This window comes from Specibacter sp. NPDC057265 (assembly GCF_042668835.1).
Taxonomy (GTDB): domain Bacteria; phylum Actinomycetota; class Actinomycetes; order Actinomycetales; family Micrococcaceae; genus Specibacter.
Genome location: NZ_JBHUYE010000005.1, coordinates 149135 through 175047 on the forward strand (window position 1 = coordinate 149135; position 25913 = coordinate 175047).

General features: G+C 63.6%; 18 protein-coding genes and 3 tRNA genes. 14 read left to right on the plus strand and 7 right to left on the minus strand.

Annotated features, from left to right (window positions below; genetic code table 11):
- Positions 1-19: 19 nt before the first annotated feature.
- The gene (locus ACFUCV_RS05885; protein WP_380813231.1) at positions 20-1507 is read right to left on the minus strand and encodes a malate:quinone oxidoreductase; all 1488 of its coding nucleotides are present in this window, start codon (positions 1505-1507) and stop codon (positions 20-22) included.
- A gap of 124 nt (positions 1508-1631) precedes the next feature.
- On the minus strand, positions 1632-3311 hold the full coding sequence (locus tag ACFUCV_RS05890; protein WP_380813234.1) for an ABC transporter substrate-binding protein: 1680 nt from the start codon (positions 3309-3311) through the stop codon (positions 1632-1634).
- Between the two features lie 174 nt (positions 3312-3485).
- On the opposite strand from ACFUCV_RS05890, the gene ACFUCV_RS05895 reads away from it, so the two are divergent.
- Positions 3486-3570, plus strand: a tRNA-Leu gene (locus ACFUCV_RS05895).
- Between the two features lie 46 nt (positions 3571-3616).
- Here ACFUCV_RS05895 and bcp read toward each other — a convergent pair.
- From bcp to ACFUCV_RS05910, 3 genes are all read right to left on the minus strand, one after another.
- Positions 3617-4111 carry a thioredoxin-dependent thiol peroxidase gene (gene bcp / locus ACFUCV_RS05900; RefSeq protein ID WP_380813237.1) on the minus strand — a complete coding sequence of 165 codons (495 nt, stop codon included), beginning with the start codon at positions 4109-4111 and terminating at the stop codon, positions 3617-3619.
- Between the two features lie 151 nt (positions 4112-4262).
- Positions 4263-4338: transfer RNA gene (locus ACFUCV_RS05905), tRNA-Lys, on the minus strand.
- A 67-nt stretch (positions 4339-4405) separates the two neighbouring features.
- A tRNA-Lys gene (locus ACFUCV_RS05910) sits at positions 4406-4478 on the minus strand.
- Positions 4479-4666: 188 nt separating this feature from the next.
- Here ACFUCV_RS05910 and ilvD point away from each other — a divergent pair.
- The 4 genes from ilvD to ilvC all read left to right on the plus strand — a co-directional run bounded on the left by ilvD (position 4667) and on the right by ilvC (position 10433).
- Positions 4667-6415: a dihydroxy-acid dehydratase gene (gene ilvD / locus ACFUCV_RS05915; RefSeq protein ID WP_380813240.1), complete on the plus strand. Its 1749-nt coding sequence runs from the start codon at positions 4667-4669 to the stop codon at positions 6413-6415.
- 509 nt (positions 6416-6924) lie between these two features.
- A complete protein-coding gene (locus tag ACFUCV_RS05920; protein ID WP_380813243.1) occupies positions 6925-8814 on the plus strand; it encodes an acetolactate synthase large subunit in 1890 nt (629 codons plus the stop codon).
- Positions 8815-8816: 2 nt separating this feature from the next.
- Complete coding sequence (gene ilvN / locus ACFUCV_RS05925) at positions 8817-9329, plus strand: acetolactate synthase small subunit (RefSeq protein WP_380813246.1); 513 nt, start codon at positions 8817-8819, stop codon at positions 9327-9329.
- A 78-nt stretch (positions 9330-9407) separates the two neighbouring features.
- The gene (ilvC, locus tag ACFUCV_RS05930; RefSeq protein ID WP_380813248.1) at positions 9408-10433 is read left to right on the plus strand and encodes a ketol-acid reductoisomerase; all 1026 of its coding nucleotides are present in this window, start codon (positions 9408-9410) and stop codon (positions 10431-10433) included.
- Between the two features lie 173 nt (positions 10434-10606).
- Here ilvC and ACFUCV_RS05935 read toward each other — a convergent pair whose 3' ends face one another.
- Entirely contained in the window at positions 10607-11776 is a 1170-nt protein-coding gene (locus ACFUCV_RS05935) for an ROK family protein (protein WP_380813251.1), read from the minus strand.
- Between the two features lie 289 nt (positions 11777-12065).
- Here ACFUCV_RS05935 and ACFUCV_RS05940 point away from each other — a divergent pair, with 289 nt between their 5' ends.
- From ACFUCV_RS05940 to metG, 9 genes are all read left to right on the plus strand, one after another.
- Positions 12066-13322 carry an ABC transporter substrate-binding protein gene (locus tag ACFUCV_RS05940; RefSeq protein ID WP_380813256.1) on the plus strand — a complete coding sequence of 419 codons (1257 nt, stop codon included), beginning with the start codon at positions 12066-12068 and terminating at the stop codon, positions 13320-13322.
- A gap of 22 nt (positions 13323-13344) precedes the next feature.
- The gene (locus tag ACFUCV_RS05945) at positions 13345-14256 is read left to right on the plus strand and encodes a carbohydrate ABC transporter permease (protein WP_380813259.1); all 912 of its coding nucleotides are present in this window, start codon (positions 13345-13347) and stop codon (positions 14254-14256) included.
- The gene (locus tag ACFUCV_RS05950) at positions 14246-15175 is read left to right on the plus strand and encodes a carbohydrate ABC transporter permease (protein WP_380813262.1); all 930 of its coding nucleotides are present in this window, start codon (positions 14246-14248) and stop codon (positions 15173-15175) included. The genes ACFUCV_RS05945 and ACFUCV_RS05950 overlap by 11 nt, the downstream gene beginning before the upstream one ends.
- Positions 15165-16148, plus strand: coding sequence for an ROK family protein (locus ACFUCV_RS05955; RefSeq protein ID WP_380813264.1), 984 nt, complete (start codon positions 15165-15167; stop codon positions 16146-16148). Before ACFUCV_RS05950 ends, ACFUCV_RS05955 begins: the two co-directional genes overlap by 11 nt.
- Before the next feature lie 68 nt (positions 16149-16216).
- The gene (locus tag ACFUCV_RS05960; protein WP_380813353.1) at positions 16217-17731 is read left to right on the plus strand and encodes a M81 family metallopeptidase; all 1515 of its coding nucleotides are present in this window, start codon (positions 16217-16219) and stop codon (positions 17729-17731) included.
- A gap of 2 nt (positions 17732-17733) precedes the next feature.
- Entirely contained in the window at positions 17734-19083 is a 1350-nt protein-coding gene (locus ACFUCV_RS05965; RefSeq protein ID WP_380813267.1) for an alpha-L-fucosidase, read from the plus strand.
- Positions 19084-19106: 23 nt separating this feature from the next.
- A complete protein-coding gene (locus tag ACFUCV_RS05970; protein ID WP_380813270.1) occupies positions 19107-19847 on the plus strand; it encodes a copper homeostasis protein CutC in 741 nt (246 codons plus the stop codon).
- Between the two features lie 215 nt (positions 19848-20062).
- The gene (gene serA / locus ACFUCV_RS05975) at positions 20063-21658 is read left to right on the plus strand and encodes a phosphoglycerate dehydrogenase (RefSeq protein WP_380813273.1); all 1596 of its coding nucleotides are present in this window, start codon (positions 20063-20065) and stop codon (positions 21656-21658) included.
- Between the two features lie 112 nt (positions 21659-21770).
- Positions 21771-23345: a methionine--tRNA ligase gene (gene metG, locus ACFUCV_RS05980; protein ID WP_380813275.1), complete on the plus strand. Its 1575-nt coding sequence runs from the start codon at positions 21771-21773 to the stop codon at positions 23343-23345.
- A 69-nt stretch (positions 23346-23414) separates the two neighbouring features.
- On the opposite strand, the gene ACFUCV_RS05985 is transcribed toward metG, so the two are convergent.
- Positions 23415-25910, minus strand: a complete 2496-nt coding sequence (locus ACFUCV_RS05985; protein ID WP_380813278.1) for an FtsX-like permease family protein — start codon at positions 25908-25910, stop codon at positions 23415-23417.
- Between the last annotated feature and the right edge of the window lie 3 nt (positions 25911-25913).

A 25913-nucleotide genomic window follows, 5' to 3' on the forward strand; every position in this document is an offset into this window, starting at 1 on the left:
TGTGTCCCTGGTGGAACCGCTACTTCAACTGCAGTGATGCCGCCGTGTTGGCCAGCGTGGTCTCAAAGAGCCCGGGGTTGTCATTGAGCTTGGTGCCGAAGGTGGGCATCATGGTGCGCAGGGTGTCCTGCCATTCCAGCTTGAACTTGCGCGGGAAGCAGCGCTGCAGCAGTTCGATCATGATGGGCACCGCAGTGGAGGCCCCGGGGGAGGCGCCAAGCAGGGCTGACAAGGTGCCATCGGCGGCCGTGATGACCTCGGTGCCGAACTGCAGCACGCCACCCTTCTTGTGGTCCTTTTTAATGATCTGCACACGCTGGCCGGCTGTAATAAGCTCCCAGTTTTCGCCGTCGGCCTCGGGGAAGTACTCGTGCAGTGCCTCCACCTTGCCGGCGCGGGACTTGGTCACCTCACTCACCAGGTACTTGACCAGATCCAGGTTGTCCTTGCCCACCGCCAACATGGGAATCAAGTTCCCGGGCCGGATGGAACCGGGCAGGTCCAGGTAGCTGCCGGTTTTGAGGTACTTGGTGGAGAATCCGCCGTAGGGGCCGAACAGGAGCGAACGCTTGCCGTCGACATAGCGGGTGTCCAGGTGCGGCACACTCATGGGGGGTGCCCCCACGGACGCCTGGCCGTAGACCTTGGCGCTGTGCTGGGAGGCCGTTTTTTCATCCGTGCACCTGAAGAACTGGCCCGAGACGGGGAAGCCGCCAAAGCCCTTGCCTTCAGGAATGCCGGACTTCTGCAGCAGGTGCAGGGCCCCGCCGCCGGAGCCAATGAAGACGAACTTGGCCTTGATCCTGCCACGCTCACCGGAGGAGGGGTGCTTGAGCGAGACGTCCCAACCGCCGTCGGAGGTCTTGGAGACGTCGGTGACGGAGGTGTTGTAGCTGATCTCCACCCCGTTGCTGCCCAGGTAGCCCAGGATCTCGCGGGTCAGCGCGCCAAAGTCCACGTCCGTGCCCTCGGGGGCGTGGGTGGCTGTGACCATCTGCGCAGGATCACGGCCCGTCATCACCAGCGGGGCCCACTGGCTGATGGTGCCGGGATCCTCGGAGTACTTCATGGAGGCAAAGAGCGGGCTGGACTTCAGCGCCTCATGCCGGGCCTTCAAAAACTTCCGGTGCGCCTCGCCTATGACGAAGCTCATATGCGGGACAGTGTTAATGAAACCCTTGGGTGAGCCAATCAGCGATTCATCCACCAGATGCGCCCAAAACTGGCGTGAAAGCTGGAACTGTTCGTTGATCTGGATGGCCTTGCTGGGATCCACGGAGCCGTCCTTGGCCACCGGGGAATAGTTGAGTTCACAGAGCGCGGAGTGGCCGGTGCCGGCGTTGTTCCACGGGCTGGAGGATTCCAGGCCGGGGGTGTCGAGCTGTTCAAACAGCGCAATTTTCCAGCTCGGTTCGAGTTGCTTGAGCATGGCGCCCAGCGTGGCGCTCATGATGCCGCCTCCGATGAGTACGACGTCAGCGTCTTTGGTGTTCGAAATGAAGGTCACAGTCAACTCCGTTAGAGGCTCTTCCTAGCGCTAGAAGCGTATCGCGGCAAGGAGCGGATGCATAAATCCATGCTTTGGACACCCTCCCCAGGAACGGACGCCTGTGGCCCGGGGCGGCGGCGGGCTAATCCTTGCGCGGAACCAGTTTCACCTGGTTGAAAACCTCGTTCAACACCGGACTCAGGGGATAGGAGGCCACCCTGTCCGAGAGGGCAATGGCGGAAATGGGGAACGCGATGGGAACTGCCGGCACCGTGGCCGCAAGCTGCTTGCTGATGGATTCATAGGCCTGAACCCGGTCCGGTCCGTTGGGCATCCCGCGCGCACGGGTGATCTTGGAGAACAGCTGGGGATCGTTCATGCCCAGCTCGGCGCTGTCAGCGGTAAAAAGGGGTCCCACAAAATTGTCGGGGTCCGCATAGCTGCCGTTCCAGCCCAGCAGACTCAAGGCGTGGCCGCCGTCGGCCTTGACGGCATTGACGTAGCCTTCGTTCCAGGGAATCGGCACGGGCTTGATGTTGAAGCCGGCTGCCGTGAGACCGGCGGCAATTTGGGCGTAGACCTTCTCCGGGGAGGGCAGATAGGTCCGCGCCGCATTGGTGGGGTAATAAAACTCCAGCGCCTGGCCCTGGTAGGAGGAGTCCGCCAGGAGTTCCTTGGCCTTGGCGGGATCGTAGGCTATTCCTTCAACGGCATTGTTGAAGCCGCTGAGTTTGGGTGGAATGAACTGTGCGGTGGTGGCTGTGCCGGCAATGAAATGGTTTGCGGCAATGGCGCTCTTGTCAATCGCCGCCGCAATGGCTTCACGCACCTTTTGATCGGCCAACACGGGATTCTTTTGGTTGATGCCCAGATACATGACGGAGAACGGGTCGCGTTGAAGCACCTGCTGGCCGCTCTTGATCAACTTGTCAAAGTTTCCGGGGGTGACGGGGTCGAAACCGTCCAAGGAGCCGTCCTGCAATGCGGCAAAACGGGTTTCCGGCTGCTCAAAGGTGATGAAGTTCAAGGTGGTGATTTCACCTTTTTCACCCCAGTAGCGCGGATAGGCCTTCATGGTGACGGCGCCGGGCTCCGCGGTGGTGAAGGTGAAGGGGCCGGTGCCCACGGGGTGCAGGCCATATTTGGAGACCTTGGCGCCGGCGAAGGTGCTGTCCGACACATTGGCTGTTCCAGCTTCCAGGGCGGTGGGTGAGGAAATGGCAAAGGCCGGCAGGGTCAGCGCCTGCAAAAAGCCCGTCAGCCGGGTTTTCAAGGAGATGGTCACTGCCAGCGGCGCCTGGACGCTGCAGCCTTGGTAAATGGAATTTTCGGGGTCGTCGGAGAAGGCCCGGAAGACCTGCTTGAACATGGCCAGCGAACCGTCACCCCGGGTGGCCTCGCCCAGGGCGTACCAGCGCTCAAAGTTGGTGCAGACGGCCTGTGCATCAAAGGCGGTGCCGTCGTGGAACGTCACGTCCGGCCGCAGGGTGAAGGAATAGCTCAGCCCATTGTCCAATTCCTGCCATTCGGTGGCCAGGCTGGGCGCAGGGGTTCCCGTGACGGGGTCAATGGTGAGCAGGCCCTCCAGGATCTGCCGCGTGACCCGGAACGATTCCGTGTCCGAGACCAGGGCCGGGTCAAAGCCCGAGGGGTCCGAGCCGGTCCCGAAATTAAACACCGCCGGCACCGGCGGGGAGCTCGCCGGCGGGTCGATTGCCGGCTGGGGTGCGCCGGTGCATCCCGTGGCCGCAAGCAAGACGACGGCGGCGAGCGTCAGGGCGCGGCGGGCCACCCTCTGCAGAGGTCCGGTGGTGCTGGGCACGTGGTGTTTCTCCTCGGTGGGCGGTGATGCAATGGGCCGGGCTGGCATGGCCTTGCGCCACTTATCCTAGTGGCCCCGGCTGTGGGCTTCAGGTGCCGGGGGGCTTCCCGCGGCTGCCTTGTGGTCAGGGAAGCTGCGCCGGGACGGTATTATGATTGTTGTTTCAATGCACCTGCGCGAGTGGTGGAATTGGTAGACACGCAGGTTTTAGGTACCTGTGCCTTCGGGCGTAGGGGTTCAAGTCCCCTCTTGCGCACCAGAAAAAAAGAACCCCGCCGGGCTTGATGGCGGGGTTCTTTGGCGTTTTAGCCAAGCTGGTGTGCGGGTGCGTCGGCAATCTTCAGGTCCCGGCGCAACTTGGCCACATGCCCGGTGGCCCGCACGTTGTATTGGGCAACTTCCACGCCACCTTCCGGGCCGATCACCACGGTGGAACGGATCAGGCCCTGGTAGCTCTTGCCGTAGTTCTTCTTTTCCCCCCAGGCGCCGTAGGCAAGCGCCACCGCATGGTCCTCATCGCTGAGCAGCGGGTAGCTCAAACCATCCCGGGCCGCGAACTTTTCCAGCTTGGCCACGGGATCGGGGGAAATGCCCAGCACCTGGTAGCCGTGGGACTGCAGGGAAGCCAGGTTGTCACGGAAGTCGCAGGCTTCTTTGGTGCAACCCGGGGTCATGGCGGCCGGGTAGAAGAACAGGATCACGCGCTGACCGGCAAAATCGGTCAGGGAGGTGGTGCCTGCACCGGCGGTGGGCAGGCTGAACAGGGGAGCTGCATCCCCCGGGACGAGACGTGTTGTCATTGACTGCTCCTCGGGCGCCGCGTCAAAGCGGGGCCGGGTAGGTGGTTTGGGCACTCCCTCCAGCCTAGCCGGTGCCGTTTGGTGGCGCGGGCCGGGGCACAGCAAAAGAACCGCCCCCGTCGGGCAGCTGCCGGACGGGGGCGGTTCCTGGTGGTGCACCCCTCCGGACTTGAACCGGAAACCCATTGATTAAGAGTCAATTGCTCTGCCAATTGAGCTAGAGGTGCGGGTTGTTGGAGCAGTAAAAAACCGCTCCGGCACTGCTTGTTGCCAGTGCCGGAGCGGTCTTGGCAGTGCACCCCTCCGGACTTGAACCGGAAACCCATTGATTAAGAGTCAATTGCTCTGCCAATTGAGCTAGAGGTGCATCTTTCCACTGCTGATTCCCACTGCTGGATTGTGTCCGGCGTGTTCATCGCAACGACATGAAACTATACTGCTTTTTCCTCCTGGTGTGAAATCGAAAATCCCAGATCCCGTTTTTTGCGGTGTGAATCACAATTTCACCTTCCCCGGTTCGTGACTTGCCTCACGGGCCCACCCTAGACTGGCCCCATGAGTGTTGAATCGGATGCCGCAAACGAAGCCCCTGCCGCAGTGCCTGCCCCCGCAGCCGTGCCGGACATCAAGCCCCGCAGCCGGGCCGTCACCGACGGAATCCATGCCGCCCCGGCGCGCGGCATGTTCCGTGCCCTGGGGATGGGCGACGACGACTTCCGGAAACCGCAGATTGGCGTGGCCAGTTCATGGAATGAAATCACCCCCTGCAACCTTTCCCTGAACCGCCTGGCCCAGGGCGCCAAGGAAGGCGTCTTTGCCGCCGACGGCTTTCCCATGCAGTTTGGCACCATTTCGGTTTCCGACGGCATTTCCATGGGCCACGAGGGCATGCACTTTTCGCTGGTCTCCCGTGAGGTCATTGCCGACTCGGTGGAGACTGTCATGATGGCTGAGCGCCTGGACGGATCGGTGCTGCTGGCCGGCTGCGACAAGTCCCTGCCCGGCATGCTCATGGCGGCCGCCCGCCTGAACCTCGCCAGCGTATTCCTCTATGCGGGCTCCATCATGCCCGGCTTTGCGAAGTTGGAGGACGGCACGGAGAAGGAGGTCACGCTCATTGATGCCTTTGAGGCGGTGGGTGCCTGTGCGGCCGGGAAGATGAGCCTGAAGGATTTGGACAGCATTGAACGCGCCATTTGCCCGGGGGAGGGGGCGTGCGGGGGAATGTACACCGCCAACACCATGGCGTGCATAGCCGAGGCCATGGGCATGTCCCTCCCCGGCTCCGCCGCCCCGCCCAGCGCCGACCGGCGCCGGGACATGTATGCCCGCAGGTCCGGTGAGGCAGTGGTCAATTTGTTGAAATCCGGAATCCGGGCCCGGGACATCATGACCAAGGAAGCCTTTGAAAACGCCATCGCCGTGACCATGGCGTTTGGGGGCTCCACCAATGCCGTGCTGCACCTTTTGGCCATTGCCCGGGAGGCGGAAGTGGACTTGAGCCTCCACGACTTCAACCGGATTGGCGACCGGATCCCGCATTTGGGCGATCTGAAACCCTTTGGCCGCTACGTCATGCATGACGTGGACAAGATTGGCGGCGTGCCAGTGGTCATGAAGGCACTGCTCGACGCCGGACTCCTCCATGGCGATGCCCTCACCGTCACGGGCAGGACCGTGGCGCAGAACCTGGCCGAGATCAGCCCCCCGGACCCCGATGGCAAGGTGCTGCGGGCCTTGGATAATCCCATTCACAAAACCGGCGGGATCACCATCCTGCATGGTTCGCTGGCTCCGGAAGGTGCCGTGGTCAAGAGTGCAGGCTTTGACCTGGATGTGTTTGAGGGCACCGCAAGGGTCTTTGAACGCGAACAAAGCGCCCTGGAGGCCCTGGATGCGGGCCGGATCCATGCCGGGGACGTGGTGGTGATCCGCTATGAAGGTCCCAAGGGCGGCCCGGGCATGCGGGAGATGCTGGCCATCACCGGTGCCATCAAGGGGGCCGGGCTGGGGAAGGAGGTGCTGCTGCTCACCGATGGACGCTTCTCCGGCGGCACCACGGGCCTGTGCATAGGACATGTGGCCCCGGAGGCGGCCGACGGCGGTCCCATTGCCCTGGTGCATGACGGCGACAGGATCAGGGTGGACATCGCGGCCCGGTCCTTTGAGCTGTTGGTGGATGACGCCGAGCTGCAGTCCAGAAGGGAAAAGTGGACGCCGCTGGCACCCAAGTTCACCACCGGGGTTCTGGCCAAGTACGCCAAACTCGTCAACAGCGCCTCCACCGGCGCCTACTGCGGCTAGGGGAGCTGAAAAAGCGCCTGAGGGGGCTTCTGCGGGGCCTTGGCGCCGGGCGTTTCTCCTGGCGGGGGTGCCGATCGGCTGCCATGCCAACGTCGGGGCCGCCCCTGCCGTCTGTCCGCAAGGGCTTCGCGGCGTCAGGGTCAAGTCATCCCCGCGCCCCGCACCCTTGACCACCTGTTGGACAGGGCGTCCAAATAATGAGACGCGGGGTGCCGTGTTTGACACTTATGCGCGTTAAACGGGAGACTGATCACATGCAATCAAAGCTTGTAACCGTCATTAGCTAGCGCGTGACGCAACTGACCACACCCACGGTCAAGGCTCCCGTGACGCTCCAATGACAGGGCGCCACACCACGTGCATACCCCTCGCTGAGAGCCTTATGGGCTGAGGGGTTTTTTTGTTTCCACCACCAGCGGCAACTCGAACCACTGCGTCCAGCACAGCAATGGGTGCAACCACATCAAGCAGTACCTTCGTAAAAGATGAGTTACCCAAAGGAAGAACCGATGAGTAAAGGAACGCCCGCCAGCCCAGCGCTGATGGCAACCAAATCCTCCGGGCCCGGCGCTGCGTCTGCTGCCGCCTCCGGTGCCGTGAGCACCCTCCACGCAAGTTCCGACGTCGTGGGTCCCAACAATGTTGTGGCGCCCGTGCGGATGAGCGGATCCGAGGCATTGGTGCGCTCCTTGGAGGAGCTCGGCGTCAAGGACATTTTTGGACTTCCCGGCGGCGCCATTTTGCCCACCTACGACCCGCTGATGGCTTCCTCGCTCAACCACGTGCTGGTACGCCACGAACAAGGCGCCGGACACGCCGCCCAAGGCTATGCCATGGTGACGGGGGAAGTTGGCGTCTGCATCGCCACGTCGGGGCCGGGGGCCACCAACCTGGTCACCGCCATCATGGATGCGCACATGGATTCGGTTCCCCTGGTTGCCATCACGGGCCAGGTCTCCAGCGCCGTGATCGGCACCGACGCCTTTCAGGAGGCGGACATTGTGGGCATCACCATGCCCATCACCAAACACTCCTACCTGGTGACGGATCCCAACGAAATTCCCCGCATTCTGGCCGAAGCATTCCACCTGGCCTCCACCGGACGTCCCGGCCCCGTCCTGGTGGACGTTTCCAAGGATGCCCAGGTGGGCCAGATGACCTTCTCCTGGCCTCCCGTGATCGATCTGCCCGGCTACCGCCCGGTCTTCCGTGGCCATTCGAAGCAATTGCGCGAAGCCGCCCGGCTCATCCGCGAAGCCAAGAAGCCGGTGCTGTACGTGGGAGGCGGAGTGCTCAAGGGCAACGCCTCCGCGGAACTGATGGTCCTGGCGGAACTGACCGGTGCACCCGTGGTCACCACCTTGATGGCCCGGGGGGTCTTCCCGGATTCGCACCCGCTGCACGTGGGCATGCCCGGCATGCACGGGACAGTGTCGGCAGTCACGGCGCTGCAGCAGTCGGACCTGCTGATCACCCTGGGTGCGCGCTTTGACGACCGCGTCACGGGTGTGCTCAGCAGCTTCGCTCCGCACGCCAAGGTCATTCACGCCGACATTGATCCGGCGGAAATTTCCAAGAACCGCTCAGCCGACGTGCCGATCGTTGGCTCGGTCAAGGAGATCATCCCGGATTTGGCCGCCGCCGTCAGGGCCGAGTTCGAAGCCAACGGGCCCTCCGACCTCGGTGACTGGTGGGCCTTTTTGGGCAACCTGCGCGACACCTACCCGCTGGGATGGACAGAGCCCGAAGACGGCCTGATGTCCCCGCAACGGGTGATTTCACGCATTGGCGAGCTCACCGGCCCCGAAGGTGTTTATGTGGCAGGTGTGGGCCAACACCAGATGTGGGCCGCGCAGTTCATCAAGTACGAGCGCTCCCGTTCCTGGCTCAACTCCGGCGGTGCCGGCACCATGGGGTACTCGGTTCCCGCGGCCATGGGCGCCAAGGTGGGCAACCCCGACCGCGTGGTCTGGGCCATTGACGGTGACGGCTGTTTCCAAATGACGAACCAGGAGCTGGCCACCTGCCGGATCAACAACATCCCCATCAAGGTGGCGGTGATCAACAACTCCTCCTTGGGCATGGTGCGCCAGTGGCAGACGCTGTTTTACGAAAGCCGCTATTCCAACACCGATTTGAACACCGGTCATGACACCATTCGCGTGCCCGACTTTGTCAAGCTCGCCGACGCCTACGACTGCGTGGGCCTGCGCTGTGAACGGGTGGAGGACATTGACGCCACCATTGAGGCGGCCCTGGCCATCAATGACCGTCCGGTGGTCATTGACTTTGTGGTCAGCCCCGACTCCATGGTGTGGCCCATGGTGCCCTCGGGCGTCAGCAACGACCAAATCCAAGTGGCCCGCAACATGACCCCGGTATGGGATGAGGAGGACTAGCAATGACACGGCACACCCTTTCCGTCCTCGTTGAGGACAAGCCGGGCGTTTTGACCCGCGTGGCCAGCATGTTTGCCCGCCGCGCCTTCAACATCAACTCCCTGGCCGTTGGACCCACTGAAAATGCCGGCATCTCCCGCATGACGGTGGTGGTCGACGCCGACGGCGACTTGATTGAACAAGTCACCAAACAGCTGAATAAACTAATCAACGTCATCAAGATCGTTGAATTGGTGTCAGAGAATTCCGTGCAGCGGGACCACATCCTGGTCAAGGTGCGTGCGGACGCCGCGACAAGGCTGCAGGTCACCCAAGCCGCAGACCTCTTTCGGGCCTCGGTGGTGGATGTGTCCACAGACTCACTCACCATTGAAGCCACCGGCTATGCAGACAAGCTCGCTGCCCTGCTGAACGTTCTGGAGCCTTTTGGCATCCGGGAAATCGTGCAGTCGGGCACCCTGGCCATTGGGCGGGGATCCCGCTCCATGAGCGATCGGGCGCTGAAGGCTTCCTAGGCCTGGCCCCTGCGGGGCCGCGCAGCAAAAACACTTTTCATCACAGCTTCACCCACCATTTATTCAAGGAGTTCCACAGTGACCGACATGTTTTACGACGACGACGCCGACCTGTCCATCATCCAGGGCCGCAAGGTCGCCGTCATTGGCTACGGCAGCCAGGGCCACGCGCATGCACTGAGCCTGCGCGATTCCGGCGTCGACGTACGCGTTGGCCTCAAGGAAGGTTCCAAGTCCATTGCCAAGGCCGAAGCCGAGGGCCTGCGCGTGCTCAGCGTTGCCGAGGCTACGAAGGAAGCCGATTTGATCATGATCCTCACCCCGGATCAGGTCCAGCGCTTCGTGTACGCCGAAGACATCGCCCCGAACCTGTCGGCCGGCGACGCCCTGTTCTTTGGCCACGGCTTCAACATCCGCTTTGGCTACATCACGCCCCCGGCCGACGTTGACGTGGCCCTGGTTGCCCCCAAGGCGCCGGGCCACACCGTGCGCCGCGAATTTGAGGCCGGCCGCGGCATTCCCGACCTGATTGCCGTGGAGCAGGACTTCACCGGCAACGCCAAGGCCCTGGCCCTTTCCTACGCCAAGGGCATTGGTGGAACCCGTGCCGGCGTAATCGAGACCACCTTCACCGAAGAGACTGAAACCGACCTCTTTGGCGAGCAGGCAGTGCTGTGCGGCGGTACCTCACAGTTGGTCCAGTACGGCTTCGAAGTTCTCACCGAAGCCGGCTACAAGCCCGAGATCGCCTACTTCGAGGTGCTGCACGAGCTCAAGCTCATTGTTGACCTCATGTGGGAAGGTGGCATTGCCAAGCAGCGCTGGAGCGTCTCGGACACCGCCGAATACGGCGACTACGTCTCCGGTCCGCGCGTCATCACCCCCGAGGTGAAGGAAAACATGAAGGCTGTCCTCGCGGACATCCAGAGTGGTGCCTTCGCCAAGCGCTTCATTGAGGACCAGGACAACGGCGGTGTTGAATTCAAGGCGTTGCGCAAGAAGGGCGAGGACCACCCGATCGAGGCCACCGGCCGCGAACTGCGAGGACTGTTCTCCTGGATCTCCAACAGCGACGACTACACCGAAGGCTCCGTAGCCCGCTAGGGATCATCATTTGCCCCAGGCGGAACCGCTGGCGCGCCCGTGCTTGGGATCCATAAGTGCATGCGTCCAGCCTCCTTGAGGTGTGTGGCACCAAATATGACGGCCCTTCCGTACCCTCCCGGGTACGGAAGGGCCGTCATACTGTTTTTAGGCGGCCTAGCGGTTTGGTAGGGCTACTGCCCAGGGCCCAAGTCTGCCAGGACGCGCTCCAGTACCAGCCGTGCTGCCCCGCGCAGCCCCGAATCCTGGCCCGTGCAGGCGGCACCAATATGCAGGTTTTGGGTCGTGAGTGGGTGGCAGCCCTCGTACACGCGACTGCGGACTGCGGCGATGAACAGTTCACTGGACGCCAGCCGGCCGGTCAGGAATAAAGAATCCGGGTTGAAGAAGTTTACAATGCTGGAGAGCACCCCTCCCAGGTGAGTGCCGGCCGTGCGCAGTCCCGTGGTGGCCAGCGGGTTGGCGAGGTTCACGAGCGTCAGCACGTCCTCGGTGGTAGCCACGTCCAGGCCTTGTCCTCGCAGCAGCCTCACCAGCGCCGCGCCACTGGCAATGGTCTCTAAACATCCCATGTTTCCGCAGGTGCAGGGCTCGTTCGCCGCGGCTTCAACCCGAGTGTGAGTGACGTCCCCAGCGGCGCCGGATGCGCCGCGGTGTAGTTCGCCGGCCACTATGATTCCGCTGCCGATGGCCGTGCCTGCCTTGACTGTGATGCTGTGCTGCCGGGGACCCAGGCTCGCGTGGTGCTCACCCAACGCGCTGAGGTTGGCGTCGTTGTCCACCACGGATGGAAGTCCGGTCTTCTCCTCAAGCCACGCCCGGACCGGGAAGCCGGACCATTCCGGCATGCGCGAGGGCAGCTGAACGGTGCCCGTGTTGACGTCTACGGGACCGGGTAGGCCAATGCCTACGCCGCGCAGTCCACTCAGGGCCGCAGCCTCTCCACCTGCGAGTTTCCTCCACGCCTCAACAACGGCCTCAAGGGTGGTCTCGGGACCGGCTTCCACGCTCACAGGGACGGTGGTTGTGGCCAGAAGCGCGCCGGTCAGTGAGAAACGGCCCAGCCGGGCGTGTCGGCCGCCGAGGTCCGCTGTGAGCACCTGTCCGCCTGCCTCGTCCAAGCGCAACAGCCGTGGTTTGCGTCCTCCCTTGGATGCGCCCGTGCCATTCTCGGCCAGGATGCCGAGCCCGGTCAGTTCGGCAATCCTCAACGAGACCGTTGACGGTGCCAGTCGCAGGCTCTTGGCAAGCTCGGCGCGCGTGGTGGCAGTGCCGTGGGCCACGAGGGCAATGATCTGCTGCGCCTGTGCGGGGATTGACGGCGTGGGCACAGATTGATGCATGGTTTTCCTTCGGGTCGAACTAACCAGGGACATGGGCGGGCGTCGGCTGCACCGTCGTAATGGAAGCAATGAGGCTGTATCCAAACAAAAATATGGATTTTACCGCCAAAGGTCGGACGAATGACTTTGAGATACAGGTCTCATCTGCCATGATTACTTTACGCGATGGAAAACGAAAGTTAGTTCGTATGTCGAAGTAAGTAGCATAAATGCGTCGCGTTGCACACATAATCATTCGTCGATACAAGCCTTGGCATTGCCGTGCCGAGAACTGAGGAGCAGATTTTCAATGAAGAAAGCACACATCGGCATCATGGCGGTTGCAGCCGCCACCTCACTGGCACTGACCGGCTGCGGGGGTGGCACAACGGGTGCCGATGCTTCCTCGGACAGCATTGTCATTGACATGTGGTCGGGCAGCGAGGACGACACCGCTGCTCTTGAGGCGCAGCTGGCAATCGCCAAAGAGGAGAACCCGGACCTGGACATTTCCCTGCGCACCGCCCCCTGGGGCGACTACTTCACCAAGATGACCACCAACATGGCATCGGGCAACATGGCCTGCATCTCCGGTATGAACTCAGGCATGCTCTCGGGCTACACCGCAGGCTTCGCCGAACTGACTGCCGAGGATATGAACGCTGCAGGGCTGGCCGAGGAGGACTTCGCGCCGGGTGCCTTGGATATCCTCAAAAACAAGGGCACCATGTTCGGCGTCCCGTTCGACATGTCCACCATGCTCACCTTCTACAACGAAGACCTGCTTAAGGCCGCCAGCGCCACCACTCCGAAGATTGGCTGGACATTCAGCGATTTTGAGAAGACGGCCAAAGAAGCCACCAAGGACGGCAAGTCCGGCTTCGCCGTGGGCATGGGTGATTTCCAGTGGCAGGCTTTGCCCATCTCCAAAGCAGGCGTCCAGCCAGTCAAGGAAGATGGCACCCTGGATTTGACCAACCCCGATTTTGTGGCGGCCTCGGAATGGTACGCCGGTCTGGTCACCAAGGAAAAGGTGGCAGTTCCCGTTGCCAGTGCATCGGACACTGGTTGGGGCGAGAACCAGTTCACCAGCGGCAACGCCGCCATGGCGGTGGACGGCACCTGGAATGCCGTGGGCTACTTGAACAACGATTCCGGCTTCGCAGCCGGAATGGCGCCACTGCCGGCAGGCAAGGACGGCGCCTTGGGACTCGTCCTGGGCTCCGGCTACGGCGTATCCAAGGAATGCAAGAACAAGGAAGGCGCCCTGAAGGTCCTCGGATCACTGCTTGGCACCAAGTCCCAGGACTACATTGCCTCCTCGGGCCGCAGCTACCCGGCACGCCTGGCGTCGCAGCCGCTGTACTTCGAAACCATTGATGCCAAGTACCGCGACCAGGTCAAGAGCGTCTTCGAGGCGGCATTTGAAAACGTCGAAGGACAGCGCGTCAACGACCAGTGGTCCAAGGTGGGCACATTCATCCAGCCGAACCTGGTGAGCGTATTCAACGGGCAGGACTCCATGTCCAAGGTGCTCGAATCCGCCCAGCAGCAGTTCGCCAAGTAAGCAATCCAGGAAGTTCCCCCTCATGATCTACACCGCAACCGACCGCCGCCGCGGCGCGTTGGCCAAGGCAGAATCGCGCCAGGCGCTGGGCTTCGTCAGCCCAGCCCTGGCCGGGCTGGCCCTGTTCACCGTGTTGCCAGTGGTGCTGTCCATTGTCATGGCATTCTTCGACTGGCCCACCTTTGGCGAGAAGAAGTTTATTGGCTTCGACAACTACACCAAACTCTTCAACGACAGCCCGGACTTCTGGCCGGCACTGCGCAACACGGCGCTGTTTACGATCATGTACGTGCCCCTGAGCGTCATCCTCTCGCTCACCCTGGCGCTTGCACTGCACGAACGCATCCGTGGCCGCGCCGCACTGCGCATCCTGTTCTTCATCCCCGTGGTGACTCCCATGGTGGCCAACGTCCTGGTGTGGAAGATGATCCTGCAGCCCCAGGGCCTGCTCAACGGCCTGTCCATTGAATTCTTCGGCCTGCAGCTGCCCAACTTTCTGGCCGATCCCCAGTGGGCCATGGTCATGGTGGTCATGATGTCCGTATGGCAAGGCCTGGGCTACAACATGCTCATTTTCTCCGCTGCCCTGGAACAACTGCCGGACTCTGTCATGGAAGCCGCCAAGCTCGACGGTGCCCGCGGGTTGCTGCTGTTGTGGAAGGTCAAGATGCCGCTCATCTCGCCGTCCATCTTCTTTGCCAGCGTGATGACCATGATCTCTGCGCTCCAGGTGTTCGTGCAGCCGCAGCTGCTGACCGGCGGCGGCCCCGGCAACGCCACCCAGCCGCTGGTGCAGTTCATCTACAACCAAGGTTTCAAGTTCCAGGACCTGGGCCTCGCGGCCGCAGCCGCTTGGATACTGTTCGCCATCATTATCGGCCTGACAGCAGGGCAGTTCGCCGTGCAGAAGAAGTGGGTGCACTATGAGCACTGATGTCCAGGAAAATGCGACCCGCTCCCGCCGCGACGTCGAGAAGACCAACGCGCCAAAGAAGAAGGTCCGCAGGAGCCGGCCCCCCATGAGCCGGGGCGAACGCGTTCGCCTGATCATTGCCCACTTCTGCATCTACCTGGCGGCGGCGCTCTTCCTCTCGCCCCTGGTGTACGCGTTTTTCTCCGCGCTGAAGCCCAACGGTGAAATGTTCGCCATGCCGCCGCGCTTGGTCGGCTCGGAAATCCGTTGGAGCAACTTCGCCGACGTCTTCTCCTATGGCCCGTTCGTCACGTACATCGGGAACTCGTTCTTCGTGGCCATCGCAGGCACCATCGTGGTGCTGATTGTGTCCACCACCGCCGGCTACGCGTTCGGCCGGCTCCGCTGGAAGGGCCGGGACGCCGTGTTCGTCCTATTCTTGGCAACTCTGATGGTGCCCCAGGAAGTCACCGTCATCCCCATGTTCATCCTCATGCAGTGGCTCGGCTGGGTAGACACCTACCAGGCCCTGATCCTGCCGTTCGCGTTCACGGCCTTCGGCACGTTCCTCATGCGCCAGTTCTTCCGCGGCATTCCCTACGAGCTGGAAGAAGCCGCACGTGTGGACGGCGCAGGCCCGCTGCGCTGCTTCCTGCAGATCATCCTGCCCCTGGCCAAGTCCGCTGTAGCCGTGTTGGCCGTGTTCACTTTCATGTCATTTTGGAACAGCTATCTGTGGCCGCTCATTGTCACCGTGGATTACGACTCCCTTGGCACACTTCCCGTGGGCTTGGCATCATTCTCCGGACTGACCGGCACCCGATGGGACCTGCAAATGGCTGCGGCAATCATTTCCATGATTCCCACCACGATCTTGGTCATTGCCCTCCAGAAGCACCTCGTCAAGGGGATCTCCATGGCGGGCCTGGGTGGCCGCTGACATGTTTGCAGCCAGTTCAAACAACGTTGTGGCCGGCATTGATCTGGGTGGCACCAAAACCACCGCAGTCCTGTGCCGGCCCGATGGCACCATAGCGGCACAGGTCACCATCCCCACTCCGGCCAAGGAAGGCGGCGCCGCCATGAGCGCCGCCGCCGCCGCCCTGGTCCGGCAGCTGGAGGCCACCCTAGGGCAGCGCGTTCTCGCCGTGGGCGTGGGTGCCGCCGGCGTCATTGACCAAAAGAACGGCGTCGTCACGGCTGCCTCGGCATCCTTCACCGACTGGGCCGGATTCCCGCTCGCTGCGGACCTGTCTGCCCGGCTGGGCGCCGGCGTCGTGATCGACAACGACGTCAACGCGTTCCTGCGCGGTGAAATGTCGTACGGTTCCCTGGCCGGGTGCAGCAACGCCATTGGCATCATGCTCGGCACGGGCGTGGGCGGTGCCCTGGCTCTGGGTGGGAGCTTGTTTCACGGTCCCCGCGGAGCCGCCGGGGAGATTGGTCACACGCCGGGCTTCAGCACCCTGCGTTGCAGCTGCGGGAAGATCGGGCACCTGGAAACGCTCGCCTCGGGCCGGTCCATTGCCCAGCGATATGCCGAACGCTCCGGCCGGGCAGCCGGCGGCGCCGAACAAGTTGCACAACTGGCCAGGATGGGGGACGCCCACGCGCGGGCAACCTTCGAGACGGCCGGTGCTGCCCTGGGCCAGGCCATTTCCACCACGGCCACCCTCCTGGACGTCCAGGATGTGGTGGTGGGCGGCGGTGTGCGTGGGGCCTGGGATCTGCTGGAACCGCCCCTGATCCGGATGCTCAAGGACAACATGCCTGTCTCCGGCTACCCGCTCATCGTCCACCCCGGCAACCTGGGCAGCAGCTCGGCCGTGCTGGGCTCCGCGGCGGCCGCCTGGGCAACGCTTGACCCCTCAACCATTCCCGCCACCACCATGAAAGAAGGATCCTCGTGTTGAACCTGACCGAGCCTGCGCAAGCCTCGCAGATTTGGACCGGCCCGCTGCGCCCACTAGCGACGGGCGGACTGCAGCGTCCGCGCATCGGCGTGGCCGGCATTGCCATTGAATCCAGCACCTTCAGCCCGCACATCAGCGGGGACGAGGCCTTCACCGAACGCCGCGGCGAAGAGCTCATGGCGTACTACGGTTTCCTGAACCCCGGTGACGAACTCCGTGAGGCAGCCGACTGGGTACCCCTGGTGCAGGCCCGCTCCCTGCCAGGCGGTGCCGTGGACCCTGCCACCTATGCGCGGCTCAAGGCGGAGATCCTGGAAGGCATTCGCACCCAGGGTCCCTTTGACGGGTTCTGGTTCGACATCCACGGTGCCATGAGCGTTGTCGGCATGGAAGACGCCGAAGGTGACCTGGGCCAGGCAGTGCGTGAAGCACTGGGCGCAGACACTTTTGTCTCCACCTCCATGGACCTGCACGGAAACGTCTCCCGCGAGCTGCTGGACATGTCCGATCTCATCACCTGCTACCGCATGGCACCGCACGAGGATGCCGGGAACACCAAGCAGCGCGCCGTGCACAACATGCTGGAACTCCTGCGGGCAGAGACGGGCTCGGATGTCGACGCCCGCCGCCCGTACAAGGCGTGGCTTCAAGTCCCGGTGCTGTTGCCCGGCGAAAAGACCAGTACGCGCATTGAACCGGCACGCAGCCTCTACGCCGCCGTTCCTGCAGTTGAGGCACTGGACGGCGTTATCGACGCTGCCATCTGGGTAGGCTACGCCTGGGCCGACGAGGCACGTTGCCAGGCGGCCGTGGTGGTCACCGGACATGACTCGGACGTGGTTCGCGCAGCTGCGGAGCGGCTTGCGAAGGCTTACTGGGATGCCCGCGACGAATTTGTTTTCGTCGCCGACGCCCTCCCTCTCGACCAAAGCCTCGACGCTGCCCTGGCCGACGGCGCACCGCGCCCCTACGTGGTCTCCGACTCCGGCGACAACCCCACGGCAGGTGGTGCTGGGGACGTGTCCTGGACGCTGGGCCAATTGCTGTCCCGGCCGGAATTTGCCGACGGAAGCACCACAGTGGTGCACGCCTCCATTTTTGACGCCCCCGCCGTGGCCGCATGCGTGCAGGCAGGGGTTGGGGGAGAGGTTGTCCTCAATGTTGGTGCCCGGGTGGATTCCGGACCCAGCGGTCCCGTAGCCATCTCGGGCACTGTCTTCTCCATCACGGACGGCGACAAGGATGCAGGCACGCAGGTTGTGGTGAAGTCCGGTGGCGTGCACGCCATCATCACCGAGCGACGCAAGCCGTTTCACCACATCCATGATTTCGCCATGCTGGGCATCGACCCGCACGCCATGGATGTGGTCTGCGTAAAAATCGGCTACCTGGAGCCTGAACTCTACGAACTGGCCGCGGGTTGGAAGTTGGGCCTGACGCCCGGCGGCGTGGACCAGGACCTGCTGCGGCTGGGCCACAAAAACCTGGCCCCGGGGGTGTACCCGTTCGCCGCCGGCGGGCCGGAACCGAAGCTGGCTGCAATTGTCACACGGGTGCAAGACGGAAAGGTTGAGGAGTTTTAACCATGCTGAATTTTGAAACACGGGTGGGCCCGGACTTCGGCGCCAACGCACCTAGCTACCCGTTGAACGCGGTGCCGGAATGGTACCGCGACGCCAAGTTGGGCTTCTTCATCCACTGGGGCCTGTACTCGGTCCCGGCCTGGGCCACGGCCCACGGGGAAGGCGGGGTACCCACAGAGGACGCCTACGCCCATCACCAGTACGCCGAGTGGTACGGCAACACCGTGCGGATTGCCGGCAGCCCCAGCTGGGTCAGGCACCAGGAGCTCTATGGCACCGGAACCAGCTATGAGGACCTGGCCGAGCACTGGGATGCGGGGAACTTTGACGCCGCTGACTTCGTGGGCAAACTGCGTGCCGCAGGGGCGCAGTACATTGTGCCCACCACCAAGCACCATGAGGGCTTCTGCCTGTGGGATACAGAAACCACCGAGTTCAACTCGGTCAAGCGCGGCCCCAAGCGTGACCTCATTGCAGAACTTGGCACGGCCACCCGCGCCTCCGGTGCCCGGTTCGGCGTCTACTTCTCCGGTGCCCTTGACTGGCATGTGAGCGACTTCCCGCCCATCGAATCGGACACGGACCTGTTCCGCTACCGCCGCAACGATGAGCAGTTCGCCAAGTACAGCGCCGCCCAGCTGGAGGAACTCGTTGAGCGCTTCTCCCCGGACATCCTCTGGAACGACATCGAATGGCCCGACGGCGGCAAGGACTCCTCCGAGCACTCCGTGGCCGCACTGTTGCGCCGCTACTTTGACGCCGTGCCGGAAGGCGTGGTCAATGACCGCTGGGGCGTGCCTTACCACGGCTACCTCACGCGCGAATACCGCCACGTGGAGAACATCATCGAGCAGCCCTGGGAATCCACCCGCGGTCTGGGCTACTCCTTCGGGTACAACCAGGATGAGGGCCCCGAGCACTCGCTGTCAGGCGAGGAGCTCATCCGGCTCCTGGTGGACGTCGTATCCAAAAACGGGAACCTGCTGATCAACGTGGGCCCCCGCGCGGACGGCTCCATTCCGGAGTTGCAGGAAATTGCCATGGCCGCCATGGGCAGCTGGCTGGAGGGCAACGGCGAAGCCATTTACGGTACGCGTCCGTGGCACCGTCCCGGCGACAGTCTGGGCGGCTCCCCAGTTTCCTACACCACCAAGGGTGGGGAGCTGTTCGTGCTCGCCATGGATCCCGCGGCAGGCTCCTTGACGCTGCCGGCCGAGCTGCGCAATGCCGCACGCATCGCCTGGCTCCCCGGTGAGGGCGCCGCCACCGTTGCCACCGGCGGCGTGGTGGAGATCCCTGAGGAATTGCGCGGCTCCGCCGTGGCCGTGGCCCGCATCACTGGGATTCAGTAGCGGTGGGCGCGGTGGCGCGGCCCATGCTCGAGATCGCGGTGCAGGACCCGGACGGAGCCAGGGCAGCCATGGCCGCGGGCGCCGACCGGGTGGAGCTTTGCACGGGTCTTTCCACCGGTGGGCTGACGCCTTCTTCTGGACTGGTGGCGGCGGTCGTGGAGGCCGCGGGCCCGGGACGCGTCCACGTGTTGGTCCGTCCGCGCGAGGGAGGCTTTGTCTACAGTTCAGCCGAGGTGGGGGTCATGGTCCGCGACGTTGAGTTGCTGGCACGTGGGGCGGCCAACGGAAGCGGCGTGGCCGGCGTCGTGGTGGGTGCCCTGTTGCCAGGAGGTGCGCTGGATGTGGCAGCCACAGGACGGATGGTTGCGGCGGCAGGCGGGTTGGAAGTGACGTTCCACCGAGCCATTGACGTGTGCCCGGAACCGGAGGCACTCGTGGACGGGCTGCTGGAACTGGGCATCGCCCGTGTCTTGACCTCCGGCTGCGCCAGCCGCAGCATCGACGGGATCAGCGTCATTGCCGCCCTGGCCGCCCGTGTCGGGGACCGCTTGGAAATCCAGGCAGGCGGCGGCGTGCGGGTGGAGGACATCCCGGCCTTGCTCGATGCCGGCGCCTCGGCCGTTCATCTCTCTGCGCGGCGGCAGGAAGATGCGGCTGGTCCCAGTGGCCCAGGTGGAGGGACTGCGGCATATGACGTGACCACGCCGGACATTGTGACGAAGGCGGCGGCCGCCGTCGCCACCTACCGGAATCGGCAGGCATAGGCAGGGACAGCCCCGCGGGCTGCTGCCCACAGGGTGGACAATAAACCCGTTGGTCCTGTGATTTATGTCGCTTACGTCGTCGATGCAGGCGATTATTACGGCCGCAAAGCCGGTCTCACCTAAACTGGAGACCGGCTTTTCTGCTGTATATGAGCACCAAAAGCAATCACCAAAATCCCCACAAGAACACAACTGAAAGCTAAAGAGGTCACCAGGTGAGCGCCACCAAGCCCGTAGTACTCCTCGCTGAGGAACTTTCGCCCGCCACGATCGAGGCGTTGGGTCCCGATTTCGAGATCCGCCACGCCGACGGCGCCGACCGTTCCGCCCTGCTGTCCGCCATTGTTGACGTTGATGCGATCCTGGTCCGCTCCGCAACCCAGGTGGACGCGGAGGCCATTGCGGCAGCGAAAAAGCTGAAGGTCATTGCACGTGCCGGCGTGGGGCTGGACAACGTGGACATCAAGGCCGCCACGCAGGCCGGGGTCATGGTGGTCAACGCGCCGACGTCGAACATTGTCTCCGCCGCCGAACTGACGATCGGGCACATCCTGTCCCTGGCCCGCCACATCCCCGCGGCCAGCACCGCGCTGAAGAACGGCGAGTGGAAGCGCTCCAAGTACACCGGCACGGAACTGCTGGAAAAGAAGCTGGGCATCATTGGCCTGGGCCGCATTGGCGCGCTCATCACCGAACGCGCCAAGGCCTTCGGCATGGACATTGTGGCCTACGATCCCTACGTCACCTCCGCCCGCGCCGCGAGCCTGGGCGTGCAGCTGCTGAGCCTGGATGAACTGCTGGAGCAGTCCGACTTCATCACCATCCACATGCCGCGCACACCGGAGACCCTGGGCATGATCGGCACCGAGGCGTTTGCGAAGATGAAGAAGAGCGCCTACGTCATCAACGTGGCCCGGGGCGGTTTGATTGATGAAGCAGCCCTGAACATTGCCCTGCGCGAGGGCGAAATTGCCGGCGCCGGCATTGACGTGTTCGTCAAGGAGCCGGCCACGGACGTGGACTTCCTGGAACTGGACAATGTCATTGCCACCCCGCACCTGGGCGCCTCCACCGACGAAGCCCAGGAAAAGGCCGGCGTCTCGGTGGCCAAGTCCGTGCGCCTGGCGTTGGCCGGTGAACTGGTGCCCGACGCCGTCAACGTCGCCGGTGGCGTCATTGCCGCCGAAGTGCGCCCGGGGATTCCGTTGATTGAAAGGCTGGGCCGCATCTTCACAGCCCTCAGCCACGCCTCCGTGACGCAGATCGACATTGAAGTTGCCGGTGAAATTGCCGCACTGGACGTCAAGGCCCTGGAGCTGGCAGCCTTGAAGGGCGTGTTCAAGGATGTTGTTTCGGAGCAGGTCTCCTACGTCAATGCCCCCGTTTTGGCGCAGCAGCGCGGCATTGCCACCAACTTGATCACCACCGCCGAATCCGCGGACTACCGCAATGTGCTCAGCATCCGCGGTGCCTTGTCCGATGATTCCCAGATCGCCGTTTCCGGCACGCTCACGGGGCCCAAGCAGATCCAGAAGATTGTGGCCGTCAACGGCTATGAAGTGGAAATCCCCATGAGCGACCACCTGCTGGTGATTTCCTACTCCGACCGCCCGGGCGTGGTGGGCACCCTGGGGCGCCTGCTGGGTGAAAACGACGTCAACATTGCCGGCATGCAGGTGGCGCGCCAGATTGAAGGCGGCCAGGCCCTGGCCCTGATCACCGTCGACAGCGCCGTACCGCAGCCGGTGCTCGATGCCATCAAGTCAGGCATTGGCGCCACCATGATCCGTGAAGTTGATTTGGAGGATTAGTCCCCACCCGGCATTGACGACGGCGGCGCCTGAACGGGCGCCGCCGTCGTGGTTTAAGGTCCAACACTGACACGAATCCATGTTTGGGGCCGGTTCGCGGTAAATTCTTTAGGTGACATCTACTGAATCGGCCAAGACGCCTTACTACCTCACCACTGCCATCACGTACCCCAACGGTGTCCCGCACATTGGGCACGCCTACGAGTACATTGCCACCGACGCCATGGCCCGCTTCAAGCGGCTCGACGGCTTTGACGTGATGTTCGTGACCGGCACCGATGAGCACGGCATGAAAATTGCGCAGGCGGCCGAGAAGGAAGGCATCACGCCCAAGGAGCTCGTGGACCGCAATGCCGCCGTGTACCAGCAGGCCCACGCGGCCCTGGGCATCAGCTATGACAGGTTCATCCGCACCACCGACGCCGACCACTACGCCGCCTCCCAGGCCATTTGGCGCAAGATGGAGGCTGCCGGGGACATCTACCTGGGTAAGTACGAGGGCTGGTACTCCGTCCGCGACGAGGCCTACTACGGTGAGGACGAGACCGAGCTGCGTGCGGACGGGGTGCGTTACTCCAAGGTCACCGACACCGAACTGACCTGGACCGAAGAGGAGAGCTACTTCTTCCGCCTGTCCAACTACCAGGACAAGCTGCTTGCCCTGTACGCGGACCAGCCGGACTTTGGCGCTCCGCGCACCCGCTTCAATGAGGTCATCAGCTTCGTCAAGGGCGGTCTTGAGGACCTTTCCGTCAGCCGCACCACCTTTGACTGGGGCGTCCCCGTGCCCGGCAACTACAAGCACGTGATGTACGTATGGGTTGACGCGCTCACCAACTACCTGACGGCTGTGGGCTACCCGGAGGTGGACTCCGAGTCCTTCACAAAGTTCTGGCCCGCAGACGTGCACGTGATTGGCAAGGACATTTCCCGCTTCCACGCCGTGTACTGGCCGGCGTTCCTCATGTCCGCCGGCCTGGAACTGCCCAAGCGCGTGATGATCCACGGCTTCCTGCACAACAATGGCGTGAAGATGTCCAAGTCCCTGGGCAATGTGGTGGCCCCGGCTGACTGGGTGGCCCAGTACGGGCTGGACCAGGTGCGCTTCTTCCTGCTGCGCGAAGTCCCCTTCGGTGCCGACGGCTCCTACAACCACGACGCCGTGGTGGGCCGCATGAACGCAGATCTTGCCAACAACCTGGGCAATCTGGCGCAGCGTTCCCTGTCCATGGTGGCCAAGAACTGCGCCGGCGTGGTGCCCACCCCCGGTGCGTTCACTGCCGCGGACGAGGCCATTTTGGCTGCTGCCGATGCCCTGCTGGCGCATTCGCGCGCCGCCTACCAGCAGCAGGACTTCCACGGTTCGCTGGAGCGGATCTGGCACGTGCTGGGAGAGACCAACGCCTACTTTGCCGAGCAGGCCCCGTGGGTGCTGCGCAAGACGGATGTGCCGCGCATGGAAACGGTGCTGTATGTGACCCTCGAGGTCCTGCGCAAGGTGGCACTGCTGGTGCAGCCCGTCATGCCCGACGCCGGCGCCGCCCTGCTGACGGTGCTGGGCCAGGGCACAGCCGCCGGTGACGCCGTGCGCTCCTTCGCAGCCTTTGGCACGCCGCTGGTGGCAGGCACGCAGCTGCCCGCCCCCACGCCGATCTTCCCCCGCTACGAGGAGCCGGCCGCGCCCTGACGGACTCTGGCAAAGCACAAAACGACCCTGCGGCACCTGCCGCAGGGTCGTTTTTGTGCCGTGGCCATGTCAATCCATGGCCAGCCCCTGCACGGGGGAGAGCTTGGCGGCCCGGCGTGCCGGCACCACGGAGGCCAGCAGCCCGGCCACGGCAGCCACCACCACCACCGCAGCAATTTGCACCCACGGGATCACGGCTGTGACCTCGGCGAAGGAGCCCAGGGCGGACTGCGCCCCGGCCCAGCCGTACACGGCGCCTAGAACCGACCCAATGACGGCGGCCACGCCGGCAATGAGGACGGCTTCCAGGGCCAGCATCCCGCGCAGTTGTCCGCGGGTCAGCCCCAGCGCCCGCAGCAGCGAGTTCTCCCGGGTCCGTTCCAAAACGGACAGGGACAGGGTGTTGGCCACCCCAATGAGGGCAATGAAGACCGCCACGGCCAACAGCCCCGTGACCACCAGCAACAGCAGGTCGATGACCTGGTTGAACATGATCTTCTCCAGCACCGCCCCGTCCACTTGGAACAGTTCCACGCCCAAGGTGCTGGCCAGTTCGGACTGCAGGTCCAGAGCGGCATTGGCGTCGAGTGAAGCGTCCACGGCAATCCACAACGGTGCCGCCGTGTCCTGGTAAAGCGGGTCCCCGGCGGGCAGGGGCACGAAGGAATCCAGGGACACAATGGCGGCGAAGCTGTCGGTGGTGGAAGGGACGGCTGTGAGGTTGGTGCTTTGCGCACCGGCCGTCAGGGCCACCGAATCACTAAAGAAGTTCCTGGGAATGACGGCAGTGGTCCCGCTGGGCCGGTTGCCGGGGGTGGACAGCACGGCCTGGGCGTCGGCGTCGGAAATTCCATAGGCGTCCAAGGTGGTGCCGCCGCTTTCCACGGTGCCCACCAGTTCCAGGCGGGCAATGTGCTTCACGCCCGGCAGCTGCGCCGCCTGGGCCACGGCGCTGTCGGCAATGCGGGGGCTGCCGGGGATGTTGCGCACCAGCATGTCCACCGGGTAGCTGCTGGCCAGTTCCGAGTCCAGGGCGGTGCGGGCAGTGGCGGCACCTGTCATCATCATGGTGACCAGGGTGACCCCAATCAGCAGGGCCGAGGCCGTGGCGGTGGTCCGGCGCGGGTTCCGCACGGCATTCTCCGCTGCCATCCTCCCCGGCACACCCGCAGGACGGGCCAAGGTCCCGGCGAAGGACACCAGCTTGGGCACAAAGAGGCTTGCCGCCATCAAAAAGCCCACAAAGGACGCTGCACCGGCAGGCAGTGCCAGCGGGAGGTTGGCGGTCATGCCACCGGCAACCAGGCCCGCGCCGCCGGCCAGCAGCAACACCACACCGCTGATCAACCGGATGACGCCGCCGGCATTGTGGACGGAGACGTCGTCGGCCGGGCGCAGCGCAGCCAGGGGAGCCACCGCGGTTGCAGCCCGTGCCGGGACCAGCGAGGCCAGGACCGTCAGGACAGTTCCCACGAGCAGGCCGGCAATGACGGCCGACGGCGGAACCGCCAACACCGCGAAATTGAAGTCGGGATTTTGGCCCAGCACGCCAACCACCAGTGCCATGGTGCCCGTGGCCGCGGCCACACCAAGGACCGAGGCCACCAGGCCCACCACCAGCGCCTCCATGACCACCGAGCGCCGGATCTGGCCCCTGCCGGCACCAATGCAGCGCAGCAGCGCAAGTTCACGGGTCCGCTGGGCAATGATCACCGAGAAGGTGTTCGCCACCACCAAGGTGGCCACCAGCAAGGCAACTGCGGCGAAGGCAAGCAGCACAATGGTGAGCTGGTCATCGCCGCCGGTGAACGAGGCAACCATTTGGGTGGTCATCTCATCCGTGGTCAGGATGGCGCCTTCGGGCCTGTCCAGTGCCGCGGCCAAGGCGGTCTTGGCTTCACTGGTGGATGTTCCGGCCACCAGGTTCAAGGTGATGTGCTCCGGTGCCAGGTCCGCGGACCCCAGCTGCTCCACGGCGGACCGGGTCCCCACGAACTGCGCAGTGCCCTGATCAATGGGATTGGATGAGGCTGCCATGATCCCGCTGATGGTGGCAGCAAGCACTGGTTCGGTGTCAACACCCGATGCCGCGTCCGGCTGCGCCGGGCCGCTGAGGCTTACGGTGCTGCCCACTGTCAGCTCATTGCGCCCGGCGGTCACCTCATCCACAGTCACTTCCGTGTCATTGGCAGGCCAGCTGCCCGACAAGAGCTTGACGGGCTGCAGCTGCGGATGTTCCGGCAGGTTCCGCAAGCTGGCGCCAAGTGCTGCCTTGCCCAGATCTGATTGGGCATAAACGCTCAGTTGCGGGTAGGACTGTGCCACCAGCGGAGACAATGCGATCTTTTCCGCGTCTGCAAGTGTCAGGGGCCGCTCGTAGCTGGGGGAGACCACCATCTCAGCCGCCGCGTAGGACTGCCCGATGCTGGCTTTCAGTGAGGCCTTGGTGGAGGCATTGACCATGAGTGTGGCTGAGAGGAAGGCCACGGCGAGGAGCACGGCCAAGGTGATGGCAATGAATCGCCGGGAGTGGCTCTTTAATTGACTGAAGGTTAGTGCCAGCATGGA